18 protein-coding genes are annotated in these 17,634 nt (G+C 59.9%); 9 read left to right on the plus strand and 9 right to left on the minus strand.

Going from position 1 to position 17,634, the window contains the following annotated elements; translation table 11 throughout:
• Position 1: 1 nt before the first annotated feature.
• On the minus strand, positions 2–388 hold the full coding sequence (locus tag SGN16_RS08575; protein WP_210643539.1) for a hypothetical protein: 387 nt from the start codon (positions 386–388) through the stop codon (positions 2–4).
• A 121-nt stretch (positions 389–509) separates the two neighbouring features.
• On the opposite strand from SGN16_RS08575, the gene earP reads away from it, so the two are divergent.
• Positions 510–1,643, plus strand: coding sequence for an elongation factor P maturation arginine rhamnosyltransferase EarP (gene earP / locus SGN16_RS08580; RefSeq protein ID WP_210643540.1), 1,134 nt, complete (start codon positions 510–512; stop codon positions 1,641–1,643).
• Positions 1,644–1,691: 48 nt separating this feature from the next.
• Complete coding sequence (locus SGN16_RS08585) at positions 1,692–2,261, plus strand: elongation factor P (RefSeq protein ID WP_003199385.1); 570 nt, start codon at positions 1,692–1,694, stop codon at positions 2,259–2,261.
• A gap of 107 nt (positions 2,262–2,368) precedes the next feature.
• Here the strand turns inward: SGN16_RS08585 and SGN16_RS08590 are convergent, their stop codons facing one another.
• The 3 genes from SGN16_RS08590 to SGN16_RS08600 all read right to left on the minus strand — a co-directional run bounded on the left by SGN16_RS08590 (position 2,369) and on the right by SGN16_RS08600 (position 4,676).
• A complete protein-coding gene (locus SGN16_RS08590) occupies positions 2,369–3,382 on the minus strand; it encodes an alpha/beta hydrolase (protein ID WP_210643541.1) in 1,014 nt (337 codons plus the stop codon).
• Positions 3,383–3,409: 27 nt separating this feature from the next.
• Positions 3,410–3,829 carry an organic hydroperoxide resistance protein gene (locus tag SGN16_RS08595; RefSeq protein WP_335945343.1) on the minus strand — a complete coding sequence of 140 codons (420 nt, stop codon included), beginning with the start codon at positions 3,827–3,829 and terminating at the stop codon, positions 3,410–3,412.
• 385 nt (positions 3,830–4,214) lie between these two features.
• Positions 4,215–4,676, minus strand: coding sequence for a MarR family transcriptional regulator (locus SGN16_RS08600; protein ID WP_335945344.1), 462 nt, complete (start codon positions 4,674–4,676; stop codon positions 4,215–4,217).
• Between the two features lie 147 nt (positions 4,677–4,823).
• On the opposite strand from SGN16_RS08600, the gene SGN16_RS08605 reads away from it, so the two are divergent.
• Positions 4,824–5,573, plus strand: a complete 750-nt coding sequence (locus tag SGN16_RS08605) for a sulfite exporter TauE/SafE family protein (protein ID WP_210643544.1) — start codon at positions 4,824–4,826, stop codon at positions 5,571–5,573.
• Here the strand turns inward: SGN16_RS08605 and SGN16_RS08610 are convergent.
• Positions 5,563–6,417 (minus strand): LysR substrate-binding domain-containing protein, encoded by an 855-nt coding sequence (locus SGN16_RS08610; protein WP_185045843.1) that lies wholly within the window; start codon positions 6,415–6,417, stop codon positions 5,563–5,565. The two genes, SGN16_RS08605 and SGN16_RS08610, sit on opposite strands and share 11 nt — an antisense overlap.
• Before the next feature lie 97 nt (positions 6,418–6,514).
• On the opposite strand from SGN16_RS08610, the gene SGN16_RS08615 reads away from it, so the two are divergent.
• Together SGN16_RS08615 and SGN16_RS08620 are read left to right on the plus strand one after the other, a co-directional pair.
• Positions 6,515–6,733: a DUF1127 domain-containing protein gene (locus SGN16_RS08615; RefSeq protein WP_210643545.1), complete on the plus strand. Its 219-nt coding sequence runs from the start codon at positions 6,515–6,517 to the stop codon at positions 6,731–6,733.
• A 64-nt stretch (positions 6,734–6,797) separates the two neighbouring features.
• Positions 6,798–8,027 (plus strand): winged helix-turn-helix domain-containing protein, encoded by a 1,230-nt coding sequence (locus SGN16_RS08620; protein WP_335945345.1) that lies wholly within the window; start codon positions 6,798–6,800, stop codon positions 8,025–8,027.
• Between the two features lie 133 nt (positions 8,028–8,160).
• On the opposite strand, the gene SGN16_RS08625 is transcribed toward SGN16_RS08620, so the two are convergent.
• Positions 8,161–9,507 (minus strand): 3-deoxy-7-phosphoheptulonate synthase class II, encoded by a 1,347-nt coding sequence (locus SGN16_RS08625; RefSeq protein WP_335945346.1) that lies wholly within the window; start codon positions 9,505–9,507, stop codon positions 8,161–8,163.
• Positions 9,508–9,661: 154 nt separating this feature from the next.
• Between SGN16_RS08625 and SGN16_RS08630 the strand changes: the two genes are divergently transcribed.
• Together SGN16_RS08630 and SGN16_RS08635 are read left to right on the plus strand one after the other, a co-directional pair.
• A complete protein-coding gene (locus tag SGN16_RS08630; RefSeq protein WP_210643548.1) occupies positions 9,662–10,417 on the plus strand; it encodes a spermidine synthase in 756 nt (251 codons plus the stop codon).
• A gap of 489 nt (positions 10,418–10,906) precedes the next feature.
• On the plus strand, positions 10,907–12,580 hold the full coding sequence (locus SGN16_RS08635; protein WP_210643549.1) for a DEAD/DEAH box helicase: 1,674 nt from the start codon (positions 10,907–10,909) through the stop codon (positions 12,578–12,580).
• 184 nt (positions 12,581–12,764) lie between these two features.
• Here the strand turns inward: SGN16_RS08635 and SGN16_RS08640 are convergent, their stop codons facing one another.
• Positions 12,765–13,532 carry a class III extradiol ring-cleavage dioxygenase gene (locus SGN16_RS08640; protein WP_335945347.1) on the minus strand — a complete coding sequence of 256 codons (768 nt, stop codon included), beginning with the start codon at positions 13,530–13,532 and terminating at the stop codon, positions 12,765–12,767.
• A 103-nt stretch (positions 13,533–13,635) separates the two neighbouring features.
• Between SGN16_RS08640 and SGN16_RS08645 the strand changes: the two genes are divergently transcribed.
• The gene (locus tag SGN16_RS08645) at positions 13,636–14,289 is read left to right on the plus strand and encodes a thiopurine S-methyltransferase (RefSeq protein ID WP_335945348.1); all 654 of its coding nucleotides are present in this window, start codon (positions 13,636–13,638) and stop codon (positions 14,287–14,289) included.
• A gap of 193 nt (positions 14,290–14,482) precedes the next feature.
• Here SGN16_RS08645 and htpX read toward each other — a convergent pair whose 3' ends face one another.
• Positions 14,483–15,370 (minus strand): protease HtpX, encoded by an 888-nt coding sequence (gene htpX / locus SGN16_RS08650; RefSeq protein ID WP_186636836.1) that lies wholly within the window; start codon positions 15,368–15,370, stop codon positions 14,483–14,485.
• Between the two features lie 302 nt (positions 15,371–15,672).
• Positions 15,673–16,884 carry a pyridoxal phosphate-dependent aminotransferase gene (locus SGN16_RS08655; protein WP_210643552.1) on the minus strand — a complete coding sequence of 404 codons (1,212 nt, stop codon included), beginning with the start codon at positions 16,882–16,884 and terminating at the stop codon, positions 15,673–15,675.
• Positions 16,885–17,104: 220 nt separating this feature from the next.
• Here SGN16_RS08655 and msrB point away from each other — a divergent pair, with 220 nt between their 5' ends.
• The gene (msrB, locus tag SGN16_RS08660) at positions 17,105–17,500 is read left to right on the plus strand and encodes a peptide-methionine (R)-S-oxide reductase MsrB (RefSeq protein WP_210643553.1); all 396 of its coding nucleotides are present in this window, start codon (positions 17,105–17,107) and stop codon (positions 17,498–17,500) included.
• Positions 17,501–17,634: the final 134 nt, after the last annotated feature.

Consider the following 17,634-nt stretch of genomic DNA (forward strand, 5'->3'; position numbering starts at 1 on the left):
ATCATTCACAGAACTGCAAAACGTTGGCGCGGCTTTTTTCGCTGGGCGCGTTCTGGTCCTGTTGCAACCAGAACTGGCACTTGGGGTTGGACAGGTTGCGCGGGTTGCTACGGGCTTGGTCGAGGGCCTGGCGCTGCTCGTTCCTTTGCAGGTTCTGCTGATACTGCTCGAACATCGGCGTTGGCGGCTCGGGGGGCGGTTGCACGGCCGGTGGTTGCGCCAGTTGATGGACGGCGGCGGCCATTGGGGCCAGTTGTTCGTTGAACAGGAATCTGGACAGCAGCCAGCCGGTCAACACGATGGCGAGGAACCCCAGCCACAGCCCCAGGGCAATGCTGACGGTCAATTGCAGGGCCGTAAGGCGCGAGGGAGTCGAGTGATCAGGCATGGCTGCTTCCTGGCAGGGGCACGGGGAGGCGGTGATTGTCGCATGAAGATTAATCGCCGTCGGCTCTTCTGCATCATCGCTTTATTCGGGACAATCGGGCCTTTGCCACAGGGAGTCGGGAATGACCGTGCGTTGGGATATTTTTTGCACCGTCGTCGATAACTTTGGCGACATTGGCGTTACTTGGCGCCTGGCTCGGCAATTGGTGGCCGAGCATCGTTGCTCGGTGCGGTTATGGGTCGATGATCTGCGAGCCTTCGAACGGTTGTGCCCGCAAATCGACGTCAGCCTCGGCGAGCAATGGCAGCAGGGCGTGCAGGTGCGTCACTGGCCCAAGGACTGGTTGCCTACCGAAGCGGCCGATGTCGTGATCGCTGCGTTTGCCTGCCAGTTGCCGAGCGCGTACATGGATGCGATGGCCGAGCGCCAGACAACGCCGTTGTGGATGAACCTCGATTACCTGAGTGCCGAGGACTGGGTGGTCGGCTGTCACGGCTTGCCATCGGTCAAATACAAGCATGTGCAGAAATACTTCTTTTTCCCCGGCTTCCAGACGGGGACAGGTGGCCTGCTGCGTGAAGCAGGTCTTCTGGAGCGCCGTCGGCAATTTCAGCTGGATGCCGAGGCGCAACGAATGTTCCTGCAAGGGTTGGGCGTCGAGCGGGCGCCGGACACCTGCCTGATTTCTCTGTTTGCCTACGAAAACGCCGGGCTGGCAAGTTGGTTCGACGCCATGGCAGCCGATACCCAGGCATTTCACGTGTTGGTTCCCGAAGGGCGGGTGCTGGGGGATGTCGAGCGTTGGCTCGGGGTCGACGGTCTGAAGGCCGGTGCGCTGCATAAACGGGGCGCCTTGACGGTGCAGGTGCTGCCATTCGTCCGACAGGACCAGTACGATCAGCTGTTATGGTGTTGTGATTTCAACGCCGTGCGTGGCGAAGATTCTTTCGTGCGTGCCCAGTGGGCTGCTCGACCGCTGCTCTGGCACATCTACCAGCAGGAAGAAGACGTTCATCTGGAAAAGCTCGAGGCATTTCTCAGGCTCTATACCCAGGGGCTTTCGCAGGCGACGCAAAAAGCGATCAGCGGTCTTTGGCGAGCCTGGAATGCCGGGCAGGACATGACCGAACACTGGAAAGACACCCGTCAACAGCACCAGGAACTGGCTGAACATGCCCAGGCGTGGTGTCTGGAGCAGGCCTCGCGACCCGATCTTGCCGCAGCGCTGGTGAAGTTTTATGGAAATTGGATATGATACGCGGCCTAGATTTTTGTAAATCCCATCCAAATTCGGATATTCGCAATGAAAACTGGTAAAGAACTGAAACCCGGGACCGTGATCCGTCTCGAAAACGATCCTTGGCTGGTTCAGAAAGCTGAGTTCACCAAGTCGGGTCGTAACAGCGCGATCATGAAGACCAAGCTGAAGAACCTGCTGACCGGTTACAAGACCGAGATCGTCTACAGCGCCGATGACAAACTGGACGACGTGATCCTCGACCGCAAAGAAGCGACCCTGTCCTTCATCAGCGGCGACACCTACACGTTCATGGACACCACTGACTACACCATGTACGAGCTGAACGCCGAAGACATCGAAAGCGTTCTGCCGTTCATCGAAGAAGGCATGACCGACGTCTGCGAAGCCGTGTTCTTCGAAGAGCGCCTGGTTTCCGTAGAGCTGCCGACCACCATCGTGCGTCAGGTTGACTACACCGAAGGTTCCGCTCGCGGTGACACTTCCGGCAAGGTGATGAAGCCTGCCAAACTGAAGAACGGTACCGAGCTGTCGGTTGCTGACTTCATCGAAATCGGTGACATGATCGAGATCGATACCCGCGAAGGCGGTTCCTACAAAGGCCGCGCTAAATAAGCGAAGTCTTGTGTATGAAAAAGCCCGACCATTGAGTCGGGCTTTTTTATTTCCGCTGGATCAGGTTGGTTCGCTGCAATGCCAGAGCCTGTGGCGAGGGAGCCCAGTCATTTCAGGTGCTGCTTGAGCTCTTCGGACGCCTGCAACATCGCCGAACGCACCGCCGGCACCTGGCTCACCACGTTAAGCAGACCGTAGTCGTGGATCATGCCGTTGTAGCGCACAGCGGTGACGGGCACCCCGGCCGCGTCCAGTTTGCGGGCGTAGGCTTCGCCCTCATCGCGCAATACATCAGCCTCGGCGGTCTGCACCAGCGCCGGCGGCAGGCCTTTGAGTTGTGCTGTCGTAGCGCGCAGAGGCGAGGCATAGATCTCGTTACGCTGCCCGGCATCGGTGGTGTAGTTGTCCCAGAACCACTTCATCATGTTTTTGCTGAGGAAATGCCCTTCGGCGAACTGGTTGTAGGAAGCGGTCTCGAAACTGGCGTCGGTCACCGGCCACAACAGCGCCTGGAAGCGGATCGCCGGCGTGCCTTTGTCCTTGGCCATCAGCGCCACGACCGCGGCCATGTTGCCGCCGACGCTGTTGCCTGCCACGGCCAGGCGCTTGCCATCGACATTGATTTGCTTGCCGTGCTCGGCCACCCATTTCGTCGCGGCGTAAGCCTGGTTGATCGCCACCGGGTAATGCGCCTCGGGTGAAGGCGTGTAGTTGACGAACACGGCAACAGCGCCCGATCCCGCCACCAGATCCCGAACCAGTCGTTCGTGGGTCGGGAAGTCACCCAAGACCCAGCCACCGCCATGGAAGAACATGAACGCGGGCAGCTCACCCTTGACCCCGGCCGGCCGGACGATGGTCAGGTTGATCGATTGGCCATCGACCTGGATGGTTTTCTCGCTGACGTCGGCCTTGGGCAAGGTCAGTTTCACCCCTGCTTGGGCACCGACCAGTACGGCGCGGGCGTCCTTGGGCGATAACTGCTCCAAGGGTTTGCCAGTGCCGGCATTCAGCGCATCGAGAAACGCCTGGGTGTTGTGTTCGACGATTCCGTCGGCGAAGGCGCTGCTGACGCTGAGCGCCAGAAGAGTGCCGGTCAGGGCTTTGCTGAGCGTGTTCATGTTCATCTCCTTAAATTTGGGGGGGGGTTAGACGGTGACGTGCAGGCGCACGTCAACGTTGCCGCGAGTGGCGTTGGAGTACGGGCAGACCAGGTGAGCCGCGTCCACCAGGCTTTGTGCGTCGGCCTGGTCCAGGCCTGGCAGGCTGATGTGCAGATCGATGTCGAGGCCGAAACCGCCGGGGATCTGGCCGATGCCGACATGGGCGGTAATCGACGCGTCATCCGGGATCTTGCGTTTGCTCTGGCTGGCAACGAATTTCAGCGCGCCGATGAAGCAGGCCGAATAACCGGCGGCGAACAGTTGCTCAGGGTTGGTCGCCGCACCGCCGGCACCGCCGAGTTCCTTGGGCGTGGCGAGTTTCACGTCGAGAACGTTGTCGCTGGAAATGGCACGACCGTCACGGCCGCCAGTGGAGGTTGCGATTGCGGTGTAGAGCGTTTGCATGGTGAGCGCCTCGGTTTCGGGTTGGTTTTCTGCGCTAAATGTTTGCGTGCTAAGTAGGTGTGAAGAGAATGTATAGCGCTAATATTTTGCGCGCAAGATAAATTTTTGAGGCGAATGGGATCTGCGAAGCTGAAAGGGCGTGGAACCCTTGAGCTAGAGCGTTTCAATGAAGTAAAAAATTTTTTGAGGCGGTAGGTTAACGGGCGATAGGACTGCCGCCATCGCGAGCAAGCTCGCTCCCACACTTGATCTTCAGTGGCTCTAAAAGCTGCGCTCGACGCAATCTAATGTGGGAGCGAGCTTGCTCGCGATAGCGGTGGGCCAGATGGCGGTGATGTTGGCTGTGCTGCCGTCTTCGCGAGTAAGCTGCTCCCACAGAAGGAAGTCAGAGACTGTCCTGCAAATGCCCGCGCAGTGCCTGCAGATCAAGCTGCAGCTTCTTCAACTGCTCCAGGGTCTGGCCGCTGGCGGCGAGGATGCACTGGGGGATGTCGAGGGCTTTTTCGCGCAGGGTACGGCCCTGTTCGGTGAGTTCGACAATCACCACGCGCTCGTCTTCACGGCTGCGGGTGCGGCTCAGCAGGCCTTCGGCCTCCAGGCGCTTGAGCAGTGGTGTCAGCGAACCGGGGTCTGTGAGCAGGCGCGTGCTGATTTCACCGACGGTCAAACCATCCTTTTCCCACAACACCATCATCGCCAGGTATTGCGGATAAGTCAGGCCCAGGGCCTGAAGCAGCGGCTTGTAGACTTTGGTCATCAGCAGCGATGTGGAGTGCAAGGCGAAACAGACCTGGTTGTCGAGCAGCAGGGCTTCGCAGGCTTCGGGGGTATTGCGCTGGGTGCTCATGGCAAAAACCTTCAATCAATGATCGTGACAAATCTAGCGGGCAAACCTTTAATGCGCCAGATAATTCTTGTGTTCTGATCAGATGTTGCGTTCCCCCGCTGGCGTCGACTGCGTAGGATAAGCGTCCTGATGAAAGGGGAATCGTCTGTGATTGAATTTGTAATTTTTGTGGCGTTCGGTGCCGTGTTAGGCACCCTTGGGGGATTGTTCGGCATTGGTGGCGGGTTGATTGCAATTCCGGTGCTGGGCGTATGGTTCGGCCTCGACCAGCAACTTGCCCAGGGCACGGCCCTGGTCATGGTGGTACCCAACGTGATGCTCGCGTTGTGGCGCTATCACCAGCGCAATCGCATCGAGTTGCGCCATGTGCTGCCGTTGGCTTCCATGGGTTTTTGCTTTGCCTGGTTGGGTTCGATCTGGGCCGTGGGTATTGACGCAGAAAGCATGCGTATCGGCTTCGTGGCGTTCCTGATTGCGTTGACGATCTACAACCTTGTGCGAATGTTCGCGGCCGCTGGCCCCGTGTCGGCGCAGATGCGTTATGGCTGGCCATGGCTCGCGGTGTTGGGAGCGGCATCCGGGACCATGGGCGGTTTGTTTGGTGTGGGTGGGGCCGTTGTCGCGACACCGATCCTGACCAGTGTGTTCGGCACCACCCAGGTGGTTGCCCAAGGCTTGTCCCTGGCGCTGGCCTTGCCTAGTACCGGTGTGACCCTCGCTACTTATGCGTTTCACCACGAGGTGGACTGGAGCATCGGCCTGCCGCTGGCCGTGGGTGGCCTGCTGAGCATCAGTTGGGGGGTGAAAGTCGCCCACGCACTGCCGGAGCGGCTGCTGCGCGGGCTATTCTGTGGTTTCCTGGTGCTGTGCGCGGTGTTGCTCGCCCTTAAAGTTTGAAGCCTTCGACGATGTGCTCGGCCAGGCATTCGGTGATCGGCGACGGATTATGCAGGTTGCGGATCAGCATGATGCTGGCCTCGGGCAGTTCCGGCAGGTCTTCGGCTTCGCCCAGCACGCGCATGTCCGGCGGCAGCAGGCTTTCCAGTTGCGCGGTGATCGCCAGGCCCGCGCCAACCACCGCCATGAGCGCCGAGAGGCTGGAGCTGTTGTACGCCACGCGATAATCGCGGCCCATGGCATCCAGCGCGTTGCAGGCCCATTGCCGGCAGAAACAGTCACTGTTGAACATCGCCAGCGGCAGCGGTGTTTTTTCATGGACGTTGAAACACGCCGCTTCAGCCCAGACAAAGCGCTCCTTGCGCAATAACTGGCCAATTTCGTCCCCTGGCTTGCGAGTGACGATGGACAGGTCCAGGTCCTGGCGCAGCAACAACTGTTTGGACGATTCGCAGTGCACTTCAATTTCGATCAGCGGATAGAACTGGGCGAAGCGCTGCAGGATCCCCGGCAGGAACCGCATCACATAATCGTCCGGCGTGCCAATGCGTACCGTGCCGACCATGTGCGGTTCGCGTAGGGTGTTGAACACCTCGCTGTGCAGCTTGAGGATCCGCCGGGCGTAACCCAGCAACACCTGGCCTTCAGCGGTGAGCTTGACCTGGCGCCCGTCACGCTCGAACAGCCGTCGCTGCAATACATCCTCTTCCAGCCGCTTCATCTGCATGCTGACGGCCGACTGCGTGCGATTGACCAACTCGCCAGCCCGAGTGAAACCGCCTTGGTCAGCGATGGCGACAAAGGTGCGCAGCACTTCGGTATCGATACTCGGGTAACTCGACAATTGATCAATCTCCGAGATGTATTGCATAAGAAACATTCGTTGGATTGATCTTAGCGTTGGCGTGAGACTTGAGCCATCCCCAACGGAGGACATCACGATGAAAGGTCAAAAAGGATATTTACTGATAGACAAGCTCTCCCACGGTTTTTCCATCAGCGCCCTGATGCACAAGTTTAGTCGCTGGTACGAATTGCACCATGAACGCGAACTACTTGCTGGAATGAGTGACGAGGCGCTCAAGGATATCGGCGTCAGCCGTGCCGACGTGGAGCAGGAAGTGGTTCGGCCATTCTGGGATGACCCAATGCACAAATGAGCCATCCTTTCCTACACAAACCCCTTATTGGTGAGGTAGGTTGCGAGCAGAGAAGGAGATCTCCATGCCCGCGACTCTGTCCTTTACCCTCAAACAGGCCCGGCGTCTGGCGTTGGCCGCCCAAGGATTCGATGGGCGGTCGCCGCCGGCTTCGGTGCAACCCTCGCGTCTCAACCGTCTGATCGAACGCCTTGGCGTCCTGCAGATCGACTCAGTCAATGCATTGGTGCGCTCGCACTACCTCCCACTGTTTTCCCGTCTCGGTCACTACAACCCCGATTTGCTCGATCAAGCCGCCTGGAGCCAGGGGCGCCGTCGCACGTTGTTCGAATATTGGGGCCATGAGGCGTCGCTGCTACCCATCTCAATGTACCCGCTGATGCGCTGGCGCATGAATCGTGCGTCCCGTGGTGAAGGTATCTATCAGCAGTTGGCGCGGTTTGGTCATGAGCGTCAGGACGTTATCCGCCGCGTTTTGGCTTCGGTGCAGGAGCAGGGCGCCATTGGTGCGGGCAGCTTGTCCACGCGCAAGGAAAAGGCCGGGCCCTGGTGGGACTGGAGTGTCGAAAAACATGCGCTGGAATGGCTGTTCGCCGCAGGTGAAGTCACGGTAGCGGGGCGGCGGGGGTTCGAGCGGCTCTACGATTTGCCGGAGCGGGTACTCCCGGCCTCGGTCCTGCAACAAGCGTTACCGGATGAGGCCCAGGCCCAGCGCGGCTTGTTGCTGCATGCCGCCGACGCCTTGGGTGTTGCTACCGAGAAAGACTTGCGCGACTACTTTCGCCTCGATCTGGCTGACTGCCGTGGGCGACTGGCCGAGCTGGAGGAGGCCGGTGATCTGTTGCGTTGCCAGGTGCAGGGCTGGAAGCAACCGGCGTGGTGTCGGCCCTGCGTGAAAATCCCGCGCAAAGTGACGGCCAGCGCCTTGTTGTCGCCGTTCGACTCGTTGGTCTGGGAGCGCAGCCGTACCGAGCGGCTATTCGATTTCCGCTATCGATTGGAGATATACACCCCAGCCGACAAGCGGGTGTATGGCTACTATGTCTTGCCGTTCCTGCACAACGAACGCATCGCAGCGCGGGTGGATCTGCGGGCGGAACGAGCCTCGGGGCGACTGGCGGTGCATGCTGTGCATGAGGAGGCGCCGGGGCTGGACGAGGAGGGGATACAGGCGTTGGCGATCAACCTGCGGCGCATGGCCGACTGGTTGGGGTTGGAGCGGGTCCAGCTCAATTGCCAGCGGGTGGGTGGGGTTCGGTTGGCGGTGGCGTTGGCCCAGTCAAGTGGTGACTGACCCGACGCTATCGCGAGCAAGCTCGCTCCCACATTGACTGCGTCGTTCACAAATATTGTGTTCACCAGAGATCAAATGTGGGAGCGAGCTTGCTCGCGATAGCAGTCCAACAGTCGACGAATGCCTTACTGACTCAGCGCCGAACCTGCTTCAACGTCTCGGCAATCAAGAACGCCAATTCCAGCGACTGATCGGCGTTCATCCGCGGGTCGCAGTGGGTGTGGTAGCGGTCCGACAGTCCATCTTCGGTAATCGGCCGTGCACCGCCGATGCATTCGGTGACGTTTTGCCCGGTCATTTCGATGTGAATCCCTCCGGCGTATGTGCCTTCGGCGGCGTGGACCTGGAAGAACTGTTTCACTTCGCCGAGGATCTGCGCGAAGTCCCGGGTCTTGTAGCCGCTGCTGGCCTTGATGGTGTTGCCGTGCATGGGGTCGGAGCTCCACAGCACCTGCTTGCCTTCGCGCTGCACGGCGCGCAACAGCGGCGGCAGGTGCTCGCCGACCTTGTTCGCGCCCATCCGCGCGATCAGGTTCAACCGGCCCGGGTCGTTGTCCGGGTTGAGCACGTCGATCAGGCGGATCAGGTCGTCAGGGTCCATGGTCGGCCCCACCTTGACCCCGATCGGGTTGTTCACCCCGCGCAGGAATTCGACGTGGGCACCGTCCAACTGACGGGTGCGGTCGCCGATCCACAGCATGTGGGCCGAGCAGTCGTAGTAGTCGTTGGTCAGGCTGTCACGGCGCACGAAGGCTTCTTCGTAATTGAGCAGTAGCGCTTCGTGGGCGGTGAAGAAGCTGGTTTCGCGCAGTTGCGGCGAGCTGTCCATGCCGCAGGCGCGCATGAAGGCCAGGGTTTCGTCGATGCGGTCGGCCAGGTGGCTGTACTTTTCCGCCAGGGCCGAATTGGCGATGAAATCCAGGTTCCACTTGTGCACCTGGTGCAGATCGGCGAACCCGCCCTGGGCGAAGGCACGCAGCAGGTTCAAAGTAGCGGTGGACTGGTGGTAGGACTGCAACAGCCGCTCAGGGTCCGGCACGCGGCTCTTTTCGTCGAAACCGATGCCGTTGACGATGTCGCCCCGGTAGGCCGGTAGGGTCACGCCATCAATGGTTTCATCGTTGGCCGAGCGCGGCTTGGCGAACTGCCCCGCCATGCGTCCGACCTTGACCACCGGGCAACCGGCGGCAAAGGTCATGACGATCGCCATTTGCAGTAACACCTTGAAGGTGTCGCGGATCTTCGCTGCCGAGAACTCGGCAAAGCTTTCGGCGCAGTCGCCGCCCTGCAGCAGGAAGGCCCGGCCCTGGGTCACCTCGGCGAACTGACGGCGCAACTCCCGGGCTTCGCCGGCAAACACCAGTGGCGGATAACTGGCCAGGGTCTGCTCCACCCGCAGCAGGTGCGCCGCGTCGGGGTAGCGGGGTTGTTGCTGGATCGGCAGGGCGCGCCAGCTGTCAGGGCTCCAGGGTTGGCTCATCATGATCTCTAGGTGGTTTACGCTCGGACCGCCATGTTATCAGCAAATTGTGCGTGACCTGTTTGCGTCGCTTCGCGGACAATTGCTCCTTTGCCCAGTTTGCGCACAGGTTCAGCGCGTTGCCGCAGCCGTTTGGCGGCCATCAGGAGATGAAATGACAGAGGAGCGCGTCGAGCATCTGCTCGCCGAAGTGCATGACGAGTTCGGCATGATCCGAGTACTCGAAGTGGCCGACTACCGGTTTCTTGAATTCGGCGATGCCATCGAGCAGAGCTGCGTGTTCACGGCTGATCCGAGCTGGCTCGAGTATGACTACACCCGTGCCATGCTGATCGGTGCGTTGTGCCACGAGCAGCCGGAGAGTGCGCTGTTCCTGGGCTTGGGGGCCGGGACATTGACCCAGGCCTGTCTCAAGTTTCTGCCGCTGGAAGACGTCGAGGCCATCGAACTGCGCCCGGATGTACCGCGCCTGGCCATCGAATACCTGGGGCTGGACGACGATCCTCGGCTGTACATCCGTGTCGGTGATGCCCTGGATCTACTTGAAACCGCCGAACCTGCGGACCTGATATTCGTCGACCTTTATACCGATGTCGGCCCAGGCGTCGGGCACCTGGCCTGGGGTTTCCTGGAAAACTGTCAGAAACGGCTCAACCCGGGCGGTTGGCTGGTGATCAACCAATGGGCCACCGACGACGGCAAACCGTTGGGCGCGGCGCTGTTGCGTGGCCTGTACCATCGCCATTATTGGGAGCTGCCGGTGAAGGAGGGCAATGTGATCCTGATCGTGCCGGCGGACCTGGATCAGGAACTGGACATGCAGGGACTGGTCGCCAGGGCCGAAGGGCTGGCACCGCGATTGGGTTATTCGTTGCAGTCGTTGATCAAGGCGATCCGTCCGGCGACTTGAAACACGTCCAGGGTGAGACAACCCCACTGTGGGAGCAAAGCTTGCTCGCGATGAACTCAACTCAGTACTTGCGGGAATCGCAGTGTCTGCATCGCGAGCAAGCTTGGCTCCCACAGGTAAAGATGAACCGTTTTAGCATCCCGCCCCCGCAGCGCCGGGCCTTTGCGAAACAGACCATTTTGCAGTGATACACAAAGCCAGTGGCAGAGAGCCACGTACTGGTGCTTTGCGATAAAAAAAGCTCCCTTTTTGGGCGAATTCCGGTATAGTGCGCGCCGGCCTTTAGCCGGGCCGCGTCAAGGTAGCGCAATTCCCCGAAGCCAGCTTCGGTTGCATGTCCGCACAACGGATGCTTCCACGACGTTCTTTTTCATTCATTCGTTTTCGCAAATCCCCGCCGACAAAGCAGCCAGGGCGACTCTTGAGTCTCAACACGGCACGCGCAGCTTTGGAGCATGGGTCTTTGCGGATGCACTTAGAGGCAGACCCATGACCCAGGAAACCGGCGGCTTCGCCGCTTTTAATCTTAATCCGAACATTCTTGCAGCCGTCACAGCGACCGGCTACGAAGAACCTTCGGCTATTCAGCAGCAATCGATCCCGATCATCATGGCCGGCCACGACATGATTGGCCAGGCGCAAACCGGTACGGGTAAAACCGCTGCGTTCGCTCTGCCGATCCTGCATCGCATCGATCCTGCCAAGCGCGAGCCGCAAGCCCTGATCCTGGCGCCAACCCGCGAGTTGGCGCTGCAAGTAGCAACCGCTTTCGAAACCTACGCCAAGCAAATGCCCGGCGTTACCGTTGTGGCCGTCTACGGTGGTGCCCCGATGGGCCCACAACTGAAAGCCATCCGTAATGGCGCCCAGATCGTGGTCGCCACTCCGGGCCGTCTGTGCGACCACCTGCGTCGTGACGAAAAAGTATTGGCTACCGTGAACCACCTGGTTCTCGACGAAGCCGACGAAATGCTCAAGCTGGGTTTCATGGATGACCTGGAAGTCATCTTCAAGGCCCTGCCAGCGACCCGTCAGACTGTATTGTTCTCGGCCACCCTGCCGCAGTCGATCCGTGCCATTGCCGAGCGCCACCTGCGCGATCCGCAACACGTGAAGATCCAGACCAAGACCCAGACCGTTACCGCGATCGAGCAGGCTCACCTGCTGGTTCACGCTGACCAGAAGACCTCGGCTGTATTGAGCCTGCTGGAAGTCGAGGATTTCGACGCCCTGATCATGTTCGTACGCACCAAGCAAGCGACCCTGGACCTGGCCAGCGCCCTGGAAGCCAAGGGCTACAAAGCCGCTGCGCTGAACGGTGACATTGCCCAGAACCAGCGTGAGCGCGTGATCGAATCCCTCAAGGATGGCCGTCTGGACATCGTTGTGGCTACCGACGTCGCTGCCCGTGGCCTGGACGTTCCGCGCATCACCCACGTGTTCAACGTGGACATGCCGTACGATCCGGAATCCTACGTTCACCGTATCGGCCGTACCGGCCGTGCCGGTCGCGAAGGTCGTGCACTGCTGCTGGTCACCCCGCGTGAGCGCCGCATGCTGCAAGTGATCGAGCGTGTGACTGGTCAAAAGGTTGCCGAAGTTCGCCTGCCGGATGCCCAGGCCGTTCTCGATGCGCGCATCAAGAAACTGACCAACAGCCTGTCGCCGCTGGTGGCTGACGCCGAATCGACTCACGGTGATCTGTTGGATCGCCTGACCGCCGACATCGGTTGCACCCCGCGTGCCCTGGCCGCTGCACTGTTGCGCAAGGCCACCAACGGCCAGGCGCTGACCCTGGCGGCGATTGAGAAGGAACGTCCTCTGGTGCCGAACAGCGCGCCGCGTGGCGACCGTCCTGAGCGTACCGGTGATCGTCCGGACCGTGGTGATCGTGAGCGTCGTGCGCCGATCCCGCTGGCCGAAGGCCGTGCTCGCTGCCGTACCGCGCTGGGCGCTCGTGATGGCATCGCTGCCAAGAACCTGCTGGGGGCCATCCTCAACGAAGGCGGTCTGGCGCGTGAAGCCATCGGTCGTATCCAGGTGCGTGACAGCTTCAGCCTGGTGGAACTGCCGGAAGATGGTCTGGAGCGTCTGCTGACCAAGCTGAAGGACACTCGCGTGGCCGGCAAGCAGCTCAAGCTGCGTCGTTATCGCGAAGATTGATCGGCTTGCGGGCTGATTGATCGAACATAAAAAATCCCCGACTGGTTCGGGGATTTTTTATGCCTGTCGTTTGATGTTTTTTCAGGGAGAGCGGGGGGAGTCCAATCGCGAGCAGGCTCGCTCCCACAGGGGTTCAGGTCCAATGTGGGAGCGAGCCGCTCGTGATTGAGGACGACTCGGTCCATCAGTCAAACCGATAGATGTCCATCCCCAGCGTCCCCATCGTGAACCCTGTATGGGCAACGCTGAATTTCCCACCCGCCCCCCGGGCGAAATACAGCGGCAACAAATGCTCGTCACTGGGGTGGCTGCGCACAGCGTTCGGCGCCTGGTGCCGGTAGTCATGCAGCGCGGCCTCATCGTCGGCGGCCAGCTTCTCAACCATCCAATCGCGAAAGGCTTTCGCCCAGGGCTCGATGTTTGCGGGGCTGGCGTGCCAGTCCAGATCGCGCAAGTTATGGGTGATGCTGCCGGAGCCGATCAGCAGGACACCCTGCTGGCGCAGGCTCGCCAGGGCATGGCCAACCTGCGTCTGCAATGTCGGCCCCTGGCGACTGGGCAAGGAAACCTGCACCACCGGGATGTCGGCTTCGGGGTACATCAAGGACAGTGGCACCCAGACGCCATGATCGGACGGCCGTTGAGGGTCGAGGCGGGCCGGTAGATGTGCGGTATTAAGCAGGTCTGCCACTTGCGCCGCCAGTTGCGGATTGCCTGGCGCGGGATACTGCACCTCGTACAGTGCCGGTGGGAAGCCGCCGAAGTCGTGCCAGGTGGACGGTTGCGGGTTCGCGCTGACCAACAGTTCACTGCTTTCCCAGTGGGCGGACACGATGACGATGGCGGTGGGGCGGGGCAGTTGAGCGGCTAGGCGAGCCAGTGCCGGGCCGCTGTCGCCGGGTTCCAGGGCCAGCATGGGTGAACCATGGGAGATAAACAGGCTAGGCAGCATGAACGGACTCCTGAGCGTTAAGATGTGGTCATCTTCCATCAGGGCAATGATCTAAATCTAATATAAGTTTTAACCCGTTTTGATCGAATTTTTGGAGTGAATCATGGAGCCTGAGTTCTGGCACAAGCGCTGGTCATCGAACCAGATTGGCTTTCACTTGCCGCAGGTGAACCCCTACCTGCAACGTTTCTGGCCATCATTGGGGTTGGAGCGGGGCAGTCGAGTATTGGTGCCCTTGTGCGGGAAAAGTCTGGATTTGTTGTGGCTCGCCCATCAGGGATATTCGGTGCTGGGCGTGGAACTGTCGGAAAAAGCCACGGCTGATTTTTTCCTTGAGCACCAGCTTGAGCCGAGCGTGAGTGAAGAAGGTGCGTTCAAGGTGTTTCGGGCCGGGGATATCGAAATCCGCTGCGGTGATTTCTTTGCCTTGGGTGCTGCGGACGTGGCCGATTGCGCGGCGTTGTACGACCGCGCTGCATTGATCGCCTTGCCTGTGACGATGCGAGAGCGGTATGCGGCCCATTTGCAGAAGATCTTGCCCGCGTGCGTTGGGCTGTTGATTACCCTGGATTACAACCAGGATGAAATGCCCGGGCCACCTTTCTCCGTAGGAAATGATGAGGTGCTACGGCTGCTGGGTAATGCCTGGCGGCTGGAGGTATTGCAGGAACAGGATGTGCTGGGAGAAAGCTGGAAGTTCTTGCAGGCTGGGGTGACGAGGCTGGATGAGCGGGTGTATCGGGTTTCCAAAGGTTGAAACGTTGTTTGTACTGGCACCATCGCGAGCAAGCTCGATCCCACAGTTGATCGGCTGTGAACAATGAACCCGTGTCCACCGAAGATTCCTGTGGGAGTGAGCTTGCTCGCGATGGCGTCAGGCCAGGCGCACCTAAACCAGCAGACAAAAAAAGCCCGCATTTCTGCGGGCTTTCTCTTGATGCTAGAGCCTGTCAGCCGCGACGACGCAGGGCGTCGATGCGCTCTTCCAGTGGCGGGTGGCTCATGAACATGCGAGCCAGGCCCTGCTTGACGCCGCCGTTGATGCCAAAGGCGTTCAGGGTGTCGGGCATGTGAACTGGCAGGCCTTGCTCGGCACGCAGGCGTTGCAGGGCGCCGATCATGGCGCTGGTGCCAGCCAGGCGTGCGCCGGCGTCGTCAGCCCGGAACTCGCGCTTGCGCGAGAACCACATGACGATGGCGCTGGCGAGGATGCCCAGTACCAGCTCGGCAAAGATGGTCGCCACGTAGTAGGCGATCCCCTGGCCTTCTTCATTCTTGAAGATCACCTTGTCGACGAAGTTGCCGATGATGCGGGCAAAGAACATTACGAAGGTGTTCACCACGCCCTGGATCAATGCCAGGGTCACCATGTCGCCGTTGGCGACGTGGCCGATCTCGTGGGCCAGCACGGCCTTGACTTCATCGGGTGAAAACCGCTCGAGCAGACCCTGGCTGACTGCGACCAGTGCGTCGTTCTTGTTCCAGCCGGTGGCGAAGGCGTTGGCCTCGTAGGCCGGGAAAATCCCGACTTCCGGCATTTTGATACCGGCTTCGCGAGACAACTGTTCGACGGTCTGCAGCAGCCATTGTTCATGGCGAGTGCGCGGCTGGCTGATGATCTGGGTGCTGGTGCTCATCTTCGCCATCCACTTGGAGATGAACAGCGAGAACAGGGAACCGGCGAAACCGAACACCGCACAGAAGATCAGCAGCTGATTGAGGTTGAGGTCAACCCCGTTGGCCGCCATGAACCCGTTGAAGCCAAAAAGGCTCAGGGTGATGCTGGCAATCAGCACGACCGCCAGGTTAGTGGCCAAAAACAGCAGGATGCGCATCATGGTGGTGGAAATCTCCTCATGCTAAAAATGTAGCGTTATGCGGGGTATATAAGGTGCTGCCGCAGGCTATTCAACTCGTCGACTATTTCAAACTGTGTCCTACAGGCGTCCTAAATGATTGAAAGACTTTTCTGAAAGTGACCGTGGAAAAGAAATATGGCGCCTATCCCCCGTGAACGTTGAGCCCGGATGCCCGGCGGCTGCTCAGCCCCTAGTGTAGAAGGCTTGCCAAAAGCGGCGCAGCGGATATGTTGCTGAATCAAACAGCGTGCGAGGCGAGGACTTCTCGCACGCTGCCCGGCTTATTGGCGATAGGATTTGAGGAAGTTGCCGATCCGGCCGATGGCCTGGTCCAGGTCATCGACCCGCGGCAGGGTCACGACGCGGAAGTGATCCGGCCACGGCCAGTTGAACGCGGTGCCTTGGACCACCAGCAGCTTCTCGGACAGCAGCAGGTCGAGTACGAATTTTTCATCGTTATGGATCGGGCAGATCTTCGGGTCGATCCGCGGGAAGGCATACAGCGCGCCCATCGGCTTGACGCAACTGACACCGGGAATGTCGTTGAGCAGTTCCCAGGTGCGATTACGTTGTTCCAGCAGGCGGCCCTGGGGCAGGACCAGGTCATTGATGCTTTGGTAGCCGCCCAGCGCCGTCTGGATCGCGTGCTGGCTCGGGACGTTGGCGCACAGGCGCATGTTGGCCAGCATGTCGATGCCTTCGATATAGCTCTGGGCGTGATGCTTGGGGCCGGTAATGACGATCCAGCCTGAGCGGAACCCCGCTACCCGATAGGATTTGGACAGACCGTTGAAGGTCAGGCACAGCAGGTCCGGCGCCAGGGATGCGGTGCAGATGTGCACGGCATCGTCGTAGAGGATCTTGTCGTAGATCTCGTCGGAAAACACCACCAGGTTGTGCTGACGGGCCAATTCCAACATGCCCAGCAGCACTTCCCTGGAGTACACCGCGCCGGTCGGGTTGTTCGGGTTGATGATCACCAGCGCCTTGGTATTGGGCGTGATCTTGGCCTTGATGTCCGCCAGGTCAGGAAACCAGTTGGCTTGTTCATCGCACAGGTAATGCACCGGGTTGCCGCCGGACAGGCTTACGGCGGCGGTCCACAATGGATAGTCCGGCGCCGGCACCAGCACTTCATCGCCGTTGTTGAGCAGGGCCTGCATCGACATCACGATCAGCTCGGACACGCCGTTACCCAGGTAGATGTCCTCGATGCCGACGCCTTCGACCTGCTTCTGCTGGTAGTACTGCATCACGGCCTTGCGGGCGCTGAACAGACCCTTGGAGTCGCTGTAGCCCTGGGCGGTCGGCAGGTTGCGGATGACGTCCTGGAGAATTTCATCGGGCGCTTCGAAACCAAAGGGTGCCGGGTTGCCGATGTTCAGCTTGAGGATGCGATGGCCTTCCTCTTCCAGGCGTTTGGCGTGCTTGAGCACCGGGCCGCGAATGTCGTAGCAGACGTTGGCGAGCTTGTTCGATTTGCTGACCTGCATGGCGATGTGTTCCCGAAAATGAACGATCCAGGCGGCGTATGAACTACCGTACTGGGGATCCTGCGTCTGTGCCCAGGCCTGACGCGGTACATGCGTCACAATCCGTTTGAATGCGCATGACGTGACTGCCAGACTGGCGCCTGACGAGGCGCAATCATACGTGCCGCCCGATCTGCGGAAAAGCGTCGGATCGGGCTTTTTCAATTGCCGAGGTAGGACGATGGAAAAGTTGCAGAAAACCCTTGAAGAATGGCGGGACATGCTCGACCCGGAGCAGTACAACGTCTGTCGGTTGAAGGGCACTGAGCGGCCATTTTCCGGTAAATACAACGCGACCAAGACCGACGGTGTATACCACTGCATCTGCTGCAACGAGCCGCTGTTCGATTCGCAGACCAAATTCGATTCCGGCTGTGGCTGGCCGAGTTTCTACGCGCCGATCGAAGGCAGAGCGGTGGTGGAAGTGCGCGATGTCAGCCACGGCATGATCCGCACTGAAGTGGTCTGCGCCAAATGCGATGCTCACTTGGGCCATGTCTTCCCAGACGGCCCGCCGCCTACTGGGCTGCGTTACTGCATCAACTCGGTATGCCTGGACCTCGTGCCCCGCGATTGAGCCCTGTGGCGAGGGGTAAAGCCCCTCGCCACAGGTTTGTGTTGGTCGGCAGATCAACGGAGCCAACGCTGTCGCTTCAAACAATTAAATTGCACGCAATTGAATCGTTCGCTATCTTCGGCGTCCATCCCATG

It is taken from the genome of Pseudomonas sp. G166, from assembly GCF_037027455.2.
In the GTDB taxonomy this organism is placed as follows: domain Bacteria; phylum Pseudomonadota; class Gammaproteobacteria; order Pseudomonadales; family Pseudomonadaceae; genus Aquipseudomonas.

Excerpts from the sequence above, each read along its gene's own strand:
- SGN16_RS08655 (WP_210643552.1), bottom strand. The coding sequence starts at position 16,884 with ATGCAGGTCAGCAAATCGAACAAGCTCGCCAACGTCTGCTACGACATT.
- SGN16_RS08595 (WP_335945343.1), bottom strand. The coding sequence starts at position 3,829 with ATGCAAACGCTCTACACCGCAATCGCAACCTCCACTGGCGGCCGTGAC.
- earP (WP_210643540.1), top strand. The coding sequence starts at position 510 with ATGACCGTGCGTTGGGATATTTTTTGCACCGTCGTCGATAACTTTGGC.
- SGN16_RS08615 (WP_210643545.1), top strand. The coding sequence starts at position 6,515 with ATGAAAGGTCAAAAAGGATATTTACTGATAGACAAGCTCTCCCACGGT.
- SGN16_RS08575 (WP_210643539.1), bottom strand. The coding sequence starts at position 388 with ATGCCTGATCACTCGACTCCCTCGCGCCTTACGGCCCTGCAATTGACC.
- SGN16_RS08635 (WP_210643549.1), top strand. The coding sequence starts at position 10,907 with ATGACCCAGGAAACCGGCGGCTTCGCCGCTTTTAATCTTAATCCGAAC.
- SGN16_RS08620 (WP_335945345.1), top strand. The coding sequence starts at position 6,798 with ATGCCCGCGACTCTGTCCTTTACCCTCAAACAGGCCCGGCGTCTGGCG.
- htpX (WP_186636836.1), bottom strand. The coding sequence starts at position 15,370 with ATGATGCGCATCCTGCTGTTTTTGGCCACTAACCTGGCGGTCGTGCTG.
- SGN16_RS08590 (WP_210643541.1), bottom strand. The coding sequence starts at position 3,382 with ATGAACACGCTCAGCAAAGCCCTGACCGGCACTCTTCTGGCGCTCAGC.
- SGN16_RS08640 (WP_335945347.1), bottom strand. The coding sequence starts at position 13,532 with ATGCTGCCTAGCCTGTTTATCTCCCATGGTTCACCCATGCTGGCCCTG.
- SGN16_RS08625 (WP_335945346.1), bottom strand. The coding sequence starts at position 9,507 with ATGAGCCAACCCTGGAGCCCTGACAGCTGGCGCGCCCTGCCGATCCAG.
- SGN16_RS08645 (WP_335945348.1), top strand. The coding sequence starts at position 13,636 with ATGGAGCCTGAGTTCTGGCACAAGCGCTGGTCATCGAACCAGATTGGC.
- SGN16_RS08585 (WP_003199385.1), top strand. The coding sequence starts at position 1,692 with ATGAAAACTGGTAAAGAACTGAAACCCGGGACCGTGATCCGTCTCGAA.
- SGN16_RS08630 (WP_210643548.1), top strand. The coding sequence starts at position 9,662 with ATGACAGAGGAGCGCGTCGAGCATCTGCTCGCCGAAGTGCATGACGAG.
- msrB (WP_210643553.1), top strand. The coding sequence starts at position 17,105 with ATGGAAAAGTTGCAGAAAACCCTTGAAGAATGGCGGGACATGCTCGAC.
- SGN16_RS08600 (WP_335945344.1), bottom strand. The coding sequence starts at position 4,676 with ATGAGCACCCAGCGCAATACCCCCGAAGCCTGCGAAGCCCTGCTGCTC.